Source organism: Cellulomonas fengjieae (genome assembly GCF_018388465.1).
GTDB classification, from domain to species: domain Bacteria; phylum Actinomycetota; class Actinomycetes; order Actinomycetales; family Cellulomonadaceae; genus Cellulomonas; species Cellulomonas fengjieae.
Window position 1 is genome coordinate 3,535,914 of record NZ_CP074404.1, and the last position, 13,673, is coordinate 3,549,586.

Genomic DNA, 13,673 nt, shown 5'->3' on the forward strand with positions numbered 1-13,673 from the left:
GATGGATCCGACGACCCACCTCGGCAGCACGCCCGTCGTCCAGGCCTATCGTGCGTTCGGCGAGCGAGAAGCGCGGGGCGTCTCGGCGACCTACGAGTCCTGGGCGATCGGCGTCAGCGAGGACCCTGTCGTCGCTGACCTGATCGCAACGCTGCCGCGCGCCAAGCGTCAGCCGAACCTCGTGTTCGCGGCTGCCCGGTGGAACGGCGCCCGAGGCACCTACGGCGACTTCCGTACGACTCTGATCGAGCTGTGGCCGCAGGTCCGGGCGACGATCCTCGCGCGCGCCACCCAGACCAACGAGGCGAACCGCTGCGCGGTGCTCCTGCCGTTCCTCGCGGAGCTGCCGCAGCCACTCGCCCTGCTGGAGGTCGGCGCCGCCGCAGGGCTGTGCCTGCTCCCCGACCGGTACTCCTACCGCTACGACGACGGCACGGCTCTCGACCCCGACGAGGGCCCGTCGGACGCGGTCCTCCCCTGCGCGATCGGGCCCGGAGTCGCTGTGCCGGACCGGCTGCCGGAGGTCGCCTGGCGGGCCGGCATCGACCTGGAACCCGTCGACGTGCACGACGACGACTCCCGCGCCTGGCTCGAGACGCTGGTCTGGCCGGAGCACGACGACCGACGCACCCGCCTGCGTGCGGCGCTCGACGTCGCCCGCCGCGACCCGCCGCGCGTCGTGCGCGGCGACCTGCTCGACGTGCTGCCCGCTCTCGCGGCCGAGGCACCCCGCGACGCGACGCTCGTCGTCTTCCACAGCGCCGTCCTCGCCTACCTGGACGCCGAGGCGCGGTCGGCGTTCGTCGACACGGTCAGCGCGTTGCCCGGGCACTGGATCAGCAACGAGGGCGCACGAGTCCTCCCTGCCACCACCCACCTGGCGGCGGGCGACCGCGGCGACGGCTTCGTCGTCACGGTGGACGGCGTGCCCCGTGCCTACGCCCACCCGCACGGACGGGCCGTGGCCGAACTGCACGACTGAGCGGACCCGCGCCCGCGTCGCGGCCTCGATGCTGCTGGCTCCGGGCCTCTCTCGGGCGGCTGACCTCGGACACCCTTCGCTGGCACGATCAGCAGCGACACACCACAGGAGGACCGATGACCGCCCGACCCAACCTCTTCCTCATGGTCGGCCTGCCCGGTACCGGGAAGACGACGGAGGCGCGGCGCATCGAGGTCGAGGACGGGGCACTTCGACTGACGAAGGACGAATGGGTCAAGGCGCTGTACGGACAGGCAAATCCTGCGTCCGCGACGGCCGTCATCGAGGGCCGGTTGATCTCCGTCGCGCTGCGTGCCCTCGACCTCGGCGTCGACGTCGTGCTCGACTTCGGCCTGTGGAGCCGGGACGAGCGCACCGCTCTTCGACAGGCGGCCGAGACCGTCGGCGCCGACGCGCACCTCCGCTACTGCGCCCTCGACGCGGACGAACAGCGCAGGCGGATCGATCGCCGCCACGCCGACGAGCCGCACACCACCTGGCACATGTCGGACGACGAGCTCGCGCGGTGGTCCGTCGCCTTCGACGTTCCCACCCCACGAGAGCTCGACGGCAGCGGGCCGCTCGACGAGCCCCCCGCGGGGTTCGCCACCTGGGACACGTGGCGCACGAGCCGCTGGCCATCGTCGGTCGATCCCGGCGCCTGAGAATCGGTCGGGCCTCTGCACCCGGCCAGGGCTAGGGTCCGTCGCGTGGGCAGGGCCAACTACCTCGTCGAGGGCCTCTCCGGCACGGGGAAGACCTCCGTGTGCGACGAGCTCCGCAGGCGCGGGTTCCAGGCGATCCACGGCGACCGCGAGCTGGCCTACCCCGGCGATCCTCGGACGGGTGAGCCGTTCGGGACCAGCGGCCGCGACGACCACATCTGGGACGTCGCCAAGGTCCGCGCACTCGTCGCCGACCAGCACGAGGCGATCACGTTCTTCTGCGGCGGGTCGAGGAACTTCCCGGGGTTCCTCGACGCGTTCGACGCCGTCTTCGTCCTCGAGGTGGACCTGCCGACGCTGCACCGGCGTCTCGACGCGCGGCCGGACGAGGAGTGGCGCGATGGGAAGCCGACAGACCGTGCGCTGATCACGCGGTGGCACCAGACCAAGGAGAGCGTCCCGGCTGGTGTCCCGATCGACGCGACGGCACCGGTCGAGCGGGTCGTCGACGAGATCCTTCGCCGCTGCGGCGCTGCCCGGTAGTCACCGGCCCCGCACACAGTCGTTGCGAGACCGTGAGGACGGCGAGCGCCGGCACGCACCCCCGCCGACCCGGTCTCACGGACCTGGTCAACTGGCGGGCCGAACCTGCCGATAAGCCCGTCGTGGGAGAGGGTCGTTGGTCCGAGAGGCTCGAGTCGCGGTGGGCAGAGCGCCGGCTCGGTCGGGCGCCGGGCGCTCAGTTTGAAGCCGTGTCCCGGTTCCCCACGGAAGCGACCCTCGTCATCCCCGCCGCACGTGCTGCTGTCTGGACTGCCGCGGCCGACCCGCACGAGGGTGAGGATCCCGGGTCCTGCCAACACATCGTGGGCGCGCCTGAGTCCGGCGTGGGTGCCACGCACCTCCACCTCTGGCCACCGGCGCCCCCGTTCGGGCTGCGGACGGTGGTGTACAGCGTGGTGACTGCGGAGCAGGAGGGCCACTGGCGGTCCGTGCAGACGCACGCGGGGACGTGGACGCACGAAGAGACGTGGCACTTCACCGACGCTCCGGACGGCCGGACGACGGTGCGGATCACGGGCTGGCACTTGCGGCCAAAGGCGGCGGGGACCAGCACTGCGTTGCAGTCAGCGCTGAACGGCCTGGCGGCCGACGCCTTGAACCGGCTGGCGGAGCGCGTCGCGGAGCGCGCTTGACGTGGCGGTGACACCGAGGTGCTGTTCGGGGCGAGCGCGTTGCGCAGCCCGCGCGCCGACTCGCTCATGTTCGGGCTGTCGTCGATGCCGGCGCCGGCCTGCGGCACGTCGGGACCGCGCGAGCCGGTGCCTACTTCTCGGTCGCGCCGTTCTTCGGCGCGGTGCTGGCCGTCACGCTCGGCGACCCGGTCACGTGGCAGATGCTCCTGGCCGGGGTCTGATGGCCGTGGGCACGTGGCTGCACCTGAGCGAGTCCGGCATCGTCACGTCCACACGCACGACGCGGTGACCCACACCCACGAGCACTACCCCGACGCCCACCACCGCCACGACCACGGAACGACGGGCGGCACGGGCTCGCGATCGTAGGGTGGCGCCGTGACAGTGACCGCGCGGCAGGTGGTGGAGCGGATCGGCGCGCACGTGGGGGTGCCGCCGAGACCGACCACGGTCGACGGCTTCCTCGCCGGCGACCCGGACGCCCCGGTCCGGGGGGTCGCCGTGACGGTGATGGCGACGCTCGACGTGCTGCACCGCGCGGCGGAGCGCGGGCTCGACCTCGTCATCACGCACGAGCCGCTCTACTTCGACCACCACGGTGCGTCGGACGCGGTCCTCGCCGCGGAGTCCGACCCTGTGTACGCGGCGAAGGCGGCTTTCGTCGCCGAGCACGGGCTCGTGGTCGCCCACCTGCACGACGCGTGGCACGACCGCCGACCGGACGGCATCCTGACCGGCACCGCCCGGGCACTCGGCTGGCTCGACGCCGGACGGGCGGGCTCGCCCGGGGTCTACGACCTGCCGCCGACCACCCTGGGCGAGCTCGCCACGCACGTCGCGCGCGCACTGGGCGCTCGTGCGCTGCGCTACGTCGGCGACCCCGGCACCCCCGTGTCCGCCGTCGGCCTGCAGCCCGGCTTCCAGGGGTTCGCGCGGAACCGGCAGCTGCTCGCCCGCCCCGACGTCGACGTGGTCGTCCTCGGCGAGGGCCACGAGTGGGAGACGGGCGAGTACGCCGCCGACGCGGTCACCGCAGGCCTGTGCGCCGGCGTGGTCGTCGTCGGGCACGTGCCGTCCGAGCAGGAGGGCATGGCCGAGCTCGGCCGCTGGCTGGCGGACCTCGTGCCCGAGGTCCCGGTCGAGCTCGTGGCCGCCGCCGACCCCTACCGGACCGTCGTCGAGCCCTGAGCCGGCCTCAGAGCAGCTCGACGCCGTCGGCCTGCGGTCCGCGATCGCTCTGGCGCACCTTGAAGCGGACCCGGTCGCCCTCCTCCAGCACCTCGGCGTCCCGGAGCACGGACACGTGCACGAAAAGGTCCGCACCGCCGTCGTCGGGGGCGATGAAGCCGAAGCCGCGGTCCGCGTCGTAGCGCACGACCACGCCCTCGCCTCCCCGCACGGAGCTCTCGGACGCCGGCCGGCTCGGCCGACCGCGGCCCGGCGCCGCGGGAGCGCCCCGGCGTGCCGGACCCCCCACCCGACGCACGTTGTGGGCCTGCGGACCCCGGTCGCTGTCCGCAGCGTCGAACGTGATGCGGTCACCCTCGGAGAGCTCGGTCAGCCCGCCGGTCAGGTTCCGGGCGTGGACGAAGAGGTCCTCGCCGCCGGCGTCGGGGGTGGCGAACCCGAAGCCCTTGTCGGCGTCGTAGAAGGTCACCGTGCCGTCCGCTCCGTCGGACGCGGTCGGCCGGGCAGCGTCCGCCCGGAGCGGGAGCAGGTGGTCCGCCTGCGGCCCCTTCTCCCCGTCGACGACGAGGAACGCGACCCGCTGGCCTTCGGAGACCACGCCGCCGCCCACGATGGCCGAGCTGTGCAGGAAGATCTCGGCGCTGCCGTCGTCGGGCGTGACGAAGCCGTAGCCCTTGGCCGGCTCGTACCAGGAGACGGTCCCGAGGAGGCCCGCGGGTGCGTCGGCGGCCTGGTCGCCGGTCACCCGGACGCGGCGTGCCTGAGGGCCGCGGTCACCCTCGCCCACCTCGAACTCGACGGTCTGCCCCTCGCGGAGCACCCTCGGCCCGTCGTCGCCGACGATCTCGGACGCATGCACGAACAGGTCGTCGGCCCCGTCCTCGAGCGCGAGGAAGCCGAATCCACGCTCGGCGTCGAACCAGCGGACAGTTCCCTGAGACACATTGACTCCTTGTCGAAAGCAGAAGGTTGCTGCCCCCAGTGTCTCTCCGATCAGGCAGTGCTCGCCCTCGCGCACCTCGCAACTCCTGCACCAGGATGGCGGCCATGGAGGTCCAGCTGAGCATGCTCGGGATCATCGTCGGTGACATGCCGACCGCGCTGCGGTTCTACCGGATGCTCGGCCTGGAGATACCCGCCGAGCAGGACGACAAGCCGTTCGTCATGCATCGGATGGCGAGCGGAGTCTCGATCTTCTTCGACACCGTGTTCGCGGCCCGGTACGACCCCGCCCACGCAGTGCCCAGCGGTGGTGGCTACCGGAGCCTGTTCGAGTTCTACCTGGGCGACGACTCGGCCGTGGACGCCACGTACGCCCGGCTGACCGCCGCCGGTTACCACGGCCGGATGGCCCCCGAGCAGACCTCCGGGCCGTACGCGGCGATGGTGGACGACCCCGACGGGAACGTCGTGCTGCTGACGTCGGACGACGCGCTGGGGGCCTCGTAGCAGCCTGACCGGCCAGGGGCAGGTCCGTCGGCGCGAGTGGTCGAGCGCTCCCGCCCTTACCCTCAGACGGTGACCCTGCGGGTGAGTGCGTACGCCGTGATCGTCGAGGAGCGCGGGATGCTGCTCTCGCGTCTCGCGCCCACGGTGGGCATCGGGCCCCTGTGGACGTTGCCCGGTGGCGGGCTCGACCCGTTCGAGGATCCCGCCGACGCGGCCGTCCGGGAGGTGCGCGAGGAGACCGGGTACGACGTCGAGGTCGACGAGCTCGTGGGCATCTCGTCGCTGGTCGTCGACCCGGCGGTGACGCCGACGAAGCTCACGGAGAAGAGCCAGCTGCTGCGGATCGTCTTCCGGGCGCACGTGGTCGGGGGTGCGCTCGCGTACGAGGTCGACGGCAGCACGGACATCGCCGGGTGGATCGCGCTCACCGAGATCGACGGCCTGCCACGCGTCGAGCTGGTCGATGTCGCCCGTACTTTCGCCGGTCTCCTGCCTTCGTCGATGTGAGCGGGTGGCGGGCCGCCCGTGCGGGGTACTGCCTTGCTCACCCGCTGAGCTGAGCCGCTCGCGTGAAGCGCGCGGCCCAGTCACGCGTGACGTCCGCCAGGGCCGACGGCGAGACCACCGTGAACTCCGCTCCGAGCGAGCCGAGCGCGAACAGCGGCCCCTCGAGCGAGTCTGTCTCCATCGTCAGGGTGCAGCGGCCCGCCGAGTCGGCGCGCACCTGCGCCCAGCGCCCGACGTGAGCACGCACCTGGTCGGCGGAGGCCTCGACCATCACCTCGACCCGGTGCCGTCCGCTGTGCTCATCGCCCAGCACCCGGGCGCGGACGTAGGCGGTGACGTCGTCGAACGGTGGCGTGCGTGGCGCGAAGGACGTGCCCGCGCTCTGCGCGGTGTCGATCCGGTCGATGCGGAACGTGCGCCAGTCGTGCCGGTCCAGGTCGTAGCCGACGAGGTACCACCGCCACCCGAGCGCGACGAGGTGCGCCGGCTCGACCAGCCGCGAGGACGATGCACCCGACGCCGCGACGTACGCGAACCGGACGCGCTCGTGGTCACGACAGCCGAGGGCGAGCGTCGACAGGACGGAGTGGTCGACCGGCGTGACCGACGCGGGACTCCAGGGCGCCGGGGTCGTGGACGTGCGGAGGGCGTCGAGGCGCGCGCGCAGTCGCCGCGGCATCGCCTGCACGACCTTCGACAGCGCCCGCAGTGCGGCGTCGCCACCCTCGCCCGTCGATAGGTGCGACTGGATGGCCACGGCGAGCGCCATCGCCTCGTCGTCGTCGACGACCAGCGGCGGCAACGACGCACCGGCCGCGAGCGCGTAGCCGCCGTCGACTCCGGGGTGCGAGTCCACCGGGTAGCCGAGCTCGCGGAGCCGGTCGACGTCCCGGCGCAGCGTCCTGGGCGAGACCCCCAGCTCGTCGGCCAGCCCTGACCCCGACCAGAAGCGCCGGGCCTGCAGCAACGAGAGGAGCCGCAGGGTGCGCGAGCTGGTGTTCGACATGCACTCCAGTCTTCCAGCATCGCGGTCAGGAAGTGGCCGCAATGGTTCCTAACGTGGTCGTGTCAGCAGCCGCACGATGAGGGGAACCCTTGTGACCATCACGACGACCACGCACCTGAACTTCCGCGGTGACGCACGCGCAGCACTGGAGCTCTACCGGGAGGTGTTCGGCGGGGAGATCGCCCTGGTCACCTACCAGGACGCGCACAATGTGCAGGACCCCGCGGAGGCCGAGCAGATCATGTGGGGCCAGGTGCAGACCGACGCCGGCTTCCACGTCATGGCCTACGACGTCCCGGCCCGCCTGCCCTACGAGCCTGGCGTGAACTCGACCTTCGTCTCGGTGCGGGGCACCGACCCGGAGGAGATCGCGACCTACTGGAAGGGCCTGTCCGCGGGCGCCACGATCGTGCAGGACCTCGCCCCGGCCGGGTGGTCAGCGCTCTACGGCATGCTCCGGGACCGGTTCGGGGTGGTCTGGGTGCTCGACGTCGCCGCCGCGTAGTCGCCGACAGCGGGCCCCGGGGCGCCGATGCCTTCCTGCAGGTCAGCGGCGTCCCGGGGCCGCACCGGACACTAGGGTGGCGCCCATGACGGACCCGATCGCCTGGCTCGCCGCCGCCCCTCTTCGTTCGGCCCGCCTAGTGCTCGAACCGCTGGACCTGGGTCACGTCGACGAGGCGTTCGACGCCTTCGACGACCCCCGCCTGCACACCTACACCGGCGGGCACCCTGCCTCGCTGGACGAGCTCCGCGCCCGCTTCGCCCGGCAGGCGGTCGGCAGCTCCACCGACGGGTCGCAGGGCTGGCTGAACTGGATGCTGCGCCGCCAGGACACGCATGAGCTGGTTGGCACCGTGCAGGCCACGCTCTCGCGCGGCGAGGACGACGAGCTCCAGGCCGAGCTGGCCTGGGTCGTGGCCAGCGACCACCAGGGCCGCGGGTACGCCAGCGAGGCCGCGGTCGCCGTGGCCGGGTGGCTCCGAGAGCACGGCGTCGGCTGCCTGATCGCCGACATCCACCCCGACCACCAGGCGTCGGCGGGTGTCGCGCGGGCGGTGGGGCTCCACGCCACCACGACCGTGGTGGACGGCGAGATCCGCTGGACCACCTGACACCCTCCGGCGCACGGCGAAGCCGCCGGTCTCTCGACCGACGGCTTCCCCCGCGCGTACCGCCCTACGCGACGGCGGTCGCCACCTTCGTCGTCCGGCGTGCCGCCAGGAAGGTCGCAGCGACGGCGAACGCCACCACGGCCGCGCTGACGATGCCGTACGCCGTCAGGTCGACGACGGGTAGACCGTCGAGCAGCCCGGCGCTCACGCCCACCACCGCCGGGGCCACCGCCACCGTGCCGACCACCCACGCCGTCACGCCCGTGATCGTCGCCTCGACCGTGGTCATCGCCATGAGCTGGTGGCGCGTGGTGCCGGTGCGGTGCAGCAGCGCGAGCTCGTCGCGACGCGCCACCGTGGTCATCGCCAGCGTGCTGGCCGCACCGACCGCGACGACCGCGAGCAGGAGCAGGAGCAGCGCGTTCCCGACCTCGTTGTCCCCGCCGGCCTGGAGCACCGTGGAGATGTGGGTCTCCGGGTCGGCGGCGGTCGCGCCCAGGGCGGTGATCGCAGCGGTGGCGTCGGCGAGGTCGGTGCCGGCGGCCACGTCGACGAGCAGGGTGTCGGCCGTGACGGGCAGCCCGTGCGCCTCGGCCGTCGCCGCACCGGTGACGATCCCGCCGACGCCGATGCCACGCGAGAACACCGCGACGACTGTCGCGTCAACGACGTCCTCCCCGAGTCGGATCGTGAGCGTCTCACCCAGGCCGGCGCCGCTCGTGAAGGCCGTGTCGCTGCTGACGGCCACCGTGTCGGGGTCGTCGATCTCTGCCAGCGAACCCGAGACGACGTCGGGGTCGAACGCGGCCGTGTCGGCGGGGACGACCCGCACAGCGGCCGCCTCCCACGTCTCCGCGCCGTCGTCCACGGTGCGGACCTCTCCCGGGACGGTCGCGAGCGGGATGGCTGCCTCGACGCCGGGCACCGCCGCGACCTGCGCCGTCAGGTCCTGCGGCGCGTCCTCGGTCGGCGCGACCACGAGGTCCGTGGAGACCGCGGCGACGAACTCCTGCTGGAAGGCGGTCGTCATCGCGCGACCCACGCTCGTCTGGATGGTCGCGGCCGAGACGACCAGCGCGAGCGGTACGACGACGGTCGTGAGCCGCCGGGAGAAGCCGCGCACGTTGCGGACGGCGAGCATCGTGGCCGGGCGGCCGCCGGACGGGTGCGCCTTGGCCAGGCGGTCGAAGATCCAGCCGACCAGGACCGGGCCGGCGAGCGCAGCGGCACCGATGAGCAGGAAGGCGGACACCGACGCCGCCGCGCTGCCGGTCGTGCCCGGGATCCACAGCGCCGAGAACGCCAGCGCGAGCCCACCGAGGGTCATCGCCAGGGCGGTGATCCGTCGGCCGATCCCTACGTGCCGGTCCTCGACGGCGCTCTGCTGGAGCGCCGCGGTGGGTGCGGTGCGTGCCGCTTCCCGGGCGCCGAGCCTGCCCACGGGCACCGCGGTGACCGCGATCAGCGCGACGGCGACGAGGACGGGCAGCGGCGAGAGGGCGGACGTGAAGTCCGGCGCGACCATGCCGCTGCGCACGAGCATCGGGTCGAGCAGGCGGGCACCGAACAGCCCGGCCACCGCCCCGAGCGGGGCGGCGACCAACGACACGGCCGCCACCTCGAACGTGACGGTGCGCCGCACCTGCGCCGGCGTGGCACCGACCGCGCGCAGCAGCGCGAACTCCCGGCGGCGGCTGCGCAGCGCCAGGCTGACGGTCGCGGCGACGACCATGACCACGACGACGATCAGCGTGCCGGCGTAGGAGGAGGCCAGGGCGACGAGCGTGCCCCCGGAGGCGGGGTCCCCGGCGGACTGCGTGCGCAGGCCCGACTCGAAGATCACGCCCGTGACGGCGAGGACCGCCGCGGCGACGGCGAGGACGACGGCGGTGCCGACGTAGGCCCCGCGGTGGGCGCGGACGCCCGAGGACGCGAGCTGCCACATGGTGCTCACCGACCCTTCGTGAGGAGGCGAGCGGTGACCTGCTCGGCGGTGGGGCGTTCGAGCTGGTCGACGACCAGCCCGTCCGCGAGGACGACGACGCGCTCGGCGGCGGCCGCGACCCCCGCGTCGTGCGTCACGATGACGACGGTCTGGCCGAGCTCCGAGGCGGTGTCACGCAGGACCTGGAGCACCGCGGCCCCGGTCCGGGAGTCCAGCGCGCCCGTCGGCTCGTCGGCGAAGACGACGGCGGGCCGGGTGATGAGCGCCCGGGCGATCGCGACCCGCTGGGCCTGGCCGCCGGACAGCTCGCCAGGCAGCCGGTCCATGAGCTCCGGCACACCGAGGAACTCCAGCAGTGCCGACTCCCACGCCGGGTCCACCTGGCGGCCCGCGAGCACCAGCGGCAGGCGGACGTTCTCGCGGGCCGTCAGGTGCCCGATGAGGTTGTAGGCCTGGAAGACGAAGCCGACGCGCTCGCGGCGGAACCGGGTGAGGTCGTCGGGCCGCAGCGCCGAGAGGTCGTGGCCGCCGACGACGACCGCGCCACGACTGGGGGTGTCGAGCCCGGCCGCGCAGTTCAGCAGGGTGGACTTGCCGGAGCCGGACTGACCGACGACGGCGGTCACGGAGCCGGCGAGCAGCTCCAGGGACACCCCGCGCAGCGCGTGGACGGGCTCGCGGCCCGGGTAGGTCTTGTGGATGTCGATGAGGCGGACGGCGGTGCCCGTCACCTCTGCCGTGGTCTGCGTGCTCATCGTGTGCTCCCGTGGTCGAGGTCGTTGTGTCGATCTCGAACCTAGGAACGACGGGGGTCCCCCATCGAGCCTCTTCGGGAGGCTCCGCGACGGTTCCATCCTTCGATGCAAGAAGGCGGGGCGCCTCGTCGCAGACGCCCCGCCCCGGTGAGTCAGCGGGCGAGGAACGCGAGCAGAGCCTCGTTGACCTCGGCCGTGTGGGTGGTCAGCAGACCGTGCGGCGCGCCCTCGATCTCCACGTACTCGGCCGACGGCAGCGCCTTGTGGAACAGCCGGCCCGTGGCGTCGATGGGCAGGATGCGGTCGCCCGTGCCGTGCAGGATCAGGGCCGGCACGTCGACCTTGGGGATGTCGGCGCGGAAGTCGGTCCCCCACGTCAGCGGCGCGGCGGCCGAGGCGACCGAGCCGGAGCCTGCGGCAACGTTCCAGGCGTTGCGCACCTGCTCGTCGCTGAGTCGCGTGCCGAGGAACTCGTCGGGGTTGAAGAAGTCCCGGTAGAAGTCCGTGAAGTAGGCGTACCGGTCCCTGCGGACGTCCGCCGCGACGTCCTCGAAGAACGAGGCCGGGACCGCGCCCTCGGGGTTGTCGTCCGTCTTGGTGAGGAAGGGCTCGAGGGACGCGAGGAACGCCGCCTTGGCGACGCGGGCCGAGCCGTAGGTGCCCAGGTAGCGTGCCACCTCGCCCGTGCCCATCGAGAAGCCGACCAGGACGACGTCGTGCAGGTCCAGGGTCTCCAGGACCGTGTTGAGGTCCGCCGCGAACGTGTCGTAGTCGTAGCCCACGGACGGCTGGCTGGACTGGCCGAAGCCGCGACGGTCGTAGGTGATGACGCGGTAGCCCGCGTCGAGAAGCGCGGCCGTCTGGCCCTCCCACGAGTTGCCGTCCAGCGGGAAGCCGTGGATGAGGACGACGGGCTGGCCCGATCCCTTGTCCTCGTAGTGCAGCTGGATGTCGACCGTGTTCTCCGTACCGACCGTGATGCGACCCATGACGTGCCCCTTTCCTCCTGAGGAGAACGATCGTTCTCCGGCGATGTCGCCTACGATAGAGAACGCACGTTCTCAGCACAAGGGCTGGGCACGGACCTCAAGGGACGGTGGATCGTGGCGAACGCGACCGAGACGACGACCGAGACGCGCGAGCGGATCGTCGCGGCGGCCGGAGGGCTGTTCTACGCCCGCGGTTTCAACGCGGTCGGTATGGACGAGGTGCGCACGGCCGCCGGCGTCTCCCTCAAGCGCCTCTACGCCGAGTTCCCCGGCAAGGAACAGCTGGTGCTCGAGGTGCTCGCCGCGCGCCGTCGACGGTGGGAGGACGGGCTGGCGCGGACGGCGGCCGGGCTTGACGACCCGCGCCAGCGTCTCCTCGCCGTGTTCGACTTCCTCGAGGAGTGGTTCCGGGAGGACACCTTCCGCGGCTGCGGCTTCATCAACGCCTTCGGCGAGCTCGGTGCGACCTCACCGGCCGTCGCCGCCGCGGCACGCGAGCAGAAACGGGCCTTCCAGGACCACCTCGCCCGGCTCGCCGTCGAGTCGGGGGCCGACGAGTCCCTCGGGGCGCAGCTGGCACTGCTCGCCGAGGGGGCGCAGACGACGGCGGCCATCGCCGGGTGCGCCGACGCGGTGGGGCAGGCGCGCGGCGCGGCGGAGGTGCTGGTCGACGCCGCGCTCGGGCGGCGCTGAGCGGTCGTCCGCACACGGCCGGCCGCCGGAACGACGCGAGTCGTCCGGCGGCCGCCGCGCGAGGCGCTCGTCATGCGATGCGCGCCGCCTCACGCGGGTAGGTAACCTCGTCGCGGCCGACCTCCGGGTGGTAGCCGAGGCGCCCTCGGGTGCCGACCATGGTCACGATCGCGGCCACCGTCGCGCCGAGCAGCAGCGCGTGCTGGAACAGGCCGGTGTCCAGGCGGGGGAACATCTCGCTCAGGACGCCCGTGGAGTTGTTCACGCTGACGTGCAGCAGCATCGCCATCGGCAGGCTCTGCCCGGTCCGGTTGAACACCCACGTCATGACCAGGTTGAAGGTGATGCAGAACAGCACGAACTCGATCGGCCGGTACCAGGTGGCGGTCGGCCACTCGCCCCACTGGGTGAGGTAGAGCGGCAGGTGCCACACGCCCCAGACGACCCCGATCACCACGGCCGCGCGGGGCGCACCGAGCAGGCGCTGCATGCGGGGCAGCGCGAAGTCGCGCCAGCCCGGCTCCTCGGCGAGGCCGGTGGTCAGCATCTGCATGATCAGGCCGGGCACGAGAGCGACCAGCACGATCGTGGACGGCATCTGCACGTCACCGCCCGAGAAGACGAACGAGGACAGCACCATGGCAGCGGGGACGCCGAGCAGGATGGTGACGTACCAGCGCCAGCCGACCTTCCACCGCCACAGCCTCCCCGCCCAGGCACGCAGCCCCGCGCGCCCGTCGGCGATCGCGGTCACGACGAGCGCGGCCCCGATCGGGCCGAGGTAGGCGCCGGGCAGCATGCCGAGCAGCTGGCCGCCCCCGGGACCACCCGGGAACTCGAAGCCCCAGATGCCGAGACCGTTCTGGGACAGGATGTACGGGATCCACGCGATCCAGCTGGCCGACAGGGCCAGCACGAAGAACGACAGGATCGGGCGGCGCCGGATGACGCCGCGGACGCCGGCTGGCTTCTGCGGCGCCGGGGCCGCAGCGGTGAGGACGCTCATGAGAGGTTCCTTTCGTCGGAGTGGCTGGGATGTGACTCGACGCTAGGAATCCGCGACCCCCTGCCGCGCGGGGCGGAGGGTGGAACCGTTCGGGGTGCATCGAAAGGTGGAGGCGCCGACCGCGGGGGTGCAGGAACCCCAGGGGCCCGCGCTCCTTGGCAGTCGAAACGTTTCGGG

16 protein-coding genes are annotated in these 13,673 nt (G+C 72.8%); 10 read left to right on the forward strand and 6 right to left on the reverse strand.

The window, feature by feature from the left end:
• Window position 1: 1 nt before the first annotated feature.
• The 5 genes from KG102_RS16360 (at window position 2) to KG102_RS16380 (ending at window position 4,031) form a co-directional block, all read left to right on the forward strand.
• The gene (locus KG102_RS16360) at window positions 2-982 is read left to right on the forward strand and encodes a DUF2332 domain-containing protein (RefSeq protein ID WP_208290364.1); all 981 of its coding nucleotides are present in this window, start codon (window positions 2-4) and stop codon (window positions 980-982) included.
• Between the two features lie 116 nt (window positions 983-1,098).
• Window positions 1,099-1,647, forward strand: a complete 549-nt coding sequence (locus KG102_RS16365) for an AAA family ATPase (protein WP_208290363.1) — start codon at window positions 1,099-1,101, stop codon at window positions 1,645-1,647.
• 45 nt (window positions 1,648-1,692) lie between these two features.
• Window positions 1,693-2,190: an AAA family ATPase gene (locus KG102_RS16370; RefSeq protein WP_208290362.1), complete on the forward strand. Its 498-nt coding sequence runs from the start codon at window positions 1,693-1,695 to the stop codon at window positions 2,188-2,190.
• A gap of 413 nt (window positions 2,191-2,603) precedes the next feature.
• Window positions 2,604-2,843 (forward strand): hypothetical protein, encoded by a 240-nt coding sequence (locus KG102_RS16375; RefSeq protein ID WP_208290361.1) that lies wholly within the window; start codon window positions 2,604-2,606, stop codon window positions 2,841-2,843.
• 378 nt (window positions 2,844-3,221) lie between these two features.
• Window positions 3,222-4,031: a Nif3-like dinuclear metal center hexameric protein gene (locus KG102_RS16380; protein ID WP_208290360.1), complete on the forward strand. Its 810-nt coding sequence runs from the start codon at window positions 3,222-3,224 to the stop codon at window positions 4,029-4,031.
• Between the two features lie 7 nt (window positions 4,032-4,038).
• Here the strand turns inward: KG102_RS16380 and KG102_RS16385 are convergent, their stop codons facing one another.
• Window positions 4,039-4,974: a cold-shock protein gene (locus KG102_RS16385; RefSeq protein WP_208290359.1), complete on the reverse strand. Its 936-nt coding sequence runs from the start codon at window positions 4,972-4,974 to the stop codon at window positions 4,039-4,041.
• 104 nt (window positions 4,975-5,078) lie between these two features.
• Here KG102_RS16385 and KG102_RS16390 point away from each other — a divergent pair, with 104 nt between their 5' ends.
• Together KG102_RS16390 and KG102_RS16395 are read left to right on the forward strand one after the other, a co-directional pair.
• Window positions 5,079-5,480: a VOC family protein gene (locus KG102_RS16390; RefSeq protein WP_208290358.1), complete on the forward strand. Its 402-nt coding sequence runs from the start codon at window positions 5,079-5,081 to the stop codon at window positions 5,478-5,480.
• Between the two features lie 69 nt (window positions 5,481-5,549).
• Window positions 5,550-5,987: an NUDIX hydrolase gene (locus KG102_RS16395; RefSeq protein WP_208290357.1), complete on the forward strand. Its 438-nt coding sequence runs from the start codon at window positions 5,550-5,552 to the stop codon at window positions 5,985-5,987.
• 37 nt (window positions 5,988-6,024) lie between these two features.
• Here KG102_RS16395 and KG102_RS16400 read toward each other — a convergent pair whose 3' ends face one another.
• Window positions 6,025-6,993: a helix-turn-helix transcriptional regulator gene (locus KG102_RS16400; RefSeq protein ID WP_208290356.1), complete on the reverse strand. Its 969-nt coding sequence runs from the start codon at window positions 6,991-6,993 to the stop codon at window positions 6,025-6,027.
• A 91-nt stretch (window positions 6,994-7,084) separates the two neighbouring features.
• On the opposite strand from KG102_RS16400, the gene KG102_RS16405 reads away from it, so the two are divergent.
• Together KG102_RS16405 and KG102_RS16410 are read left to right on the forward strand one after the other, a co-directional pair.
• Window positions 7,085-7,498: a VOC family protein gene (locus KG102_RS16405; RefSeq protein WP_208290355.1), complete on the forward strand. Its 414-nt coding sequence runs from the start codon at window positions 7,085-7,087 to the stop codon at window positions 7,496-7,498.
• Between the two features lie 85 nt (window positions 7,499-7,583).
• A complete protein-coding gene (locus KG102_RS16410; protein ID WP_208290354.1) occupies window positions 7,584-8,108 on the forward strand; it encodes a GNAT family N-acetyltransferase in 525 nt (174 codons plus the stop codon).
• A gap of 64 nt (window positions 8,109-8,172) precedes the next feature.
• On the opposite strand, the gene KG102_RS16415 is transcribed toward KG102_RS16410, so the two are convergent.
• The 3 genes from KG102_RS16415 to KG102_RS16425 all read right to left on the reverse strand — a co-directional run bounded on the left by KG102_RS16415 (window position 8,173) and on the right by KG102_RS16425 (window position 11,797).
• The gene (locus tag KG102_RS16415) at window positions 8,173-10,053 is read right to left on the reverse strand and encodes an FtsX-like permease family protein (protein WP_243885143.1); all 1,881 of its coding nucleotides are present in this window, start codon (window positions 10,051-10,053) and stop codon (window positions 8,173-8,175) included.
• A 5-nt stretch (window positions 10,054-10,058) separates the two neighbouring features.
• Window positions 10,059-10,808 (reverse strand): ABC transporter ATP-binding protein, encoded by a 750-nt coding sequence (locus KG102_RS16420; protein WP_208212994.1) that lies wholly within the window; start codon window positions 10,806-10,808, stop codon window positions 10,059-10,061.
• A gap of 152 nt (window positions 10,809-10,960) precedes the next feature.
• Window positions 10,961-11,797 (reverse strand): alpha/beta fold hydrolase, encoded by an 837-nt coding sequence (locus KG102_RS16425; protein WP_208290352.1) that lies wholly within the window; start codon window positions 11,795-11,797, stop codon window positions 10,961-10,963.
• Between the two features lie 114 nt (window positions 11,798-11,911).
• On the opposite strand from KG102_RS16425, the gene KG102_RS16430 reads away from it, so the two are divergent.
• Window positions 11,912-12,490: a TetR/AcrR family transcriptional regulator gene (locus KG102_RS16430; protein ID WP_208212996.1), complete on the forward strand. Its 579-nt coding sequence runs from the start codon at window positions 11,912-11,914 to the stop codon at window positions 12,488-12,490.
• Window positions 12,491-12,560: 70 nt separating this feature from the next.
• Here KG102_RS16430 and KG102_RS16435 read toward each other — a convergent pair whose 3' ends face one another.
• The gene (locus KG102_RS16435) at window positions 12,561-13,496 is read right to left on the reverse strand and encodes a CPBP family intramembrane glutamic endopeptidase (protein ID WP_208212997.1); all 936 of its coding nucleotides are present in this window, start codon (window positions 13,494-13,496) and stop codon (window positions 12,561-12,563) included.
• Window positions 13,497-13,673: the final 177 nt, after the last annotated feature.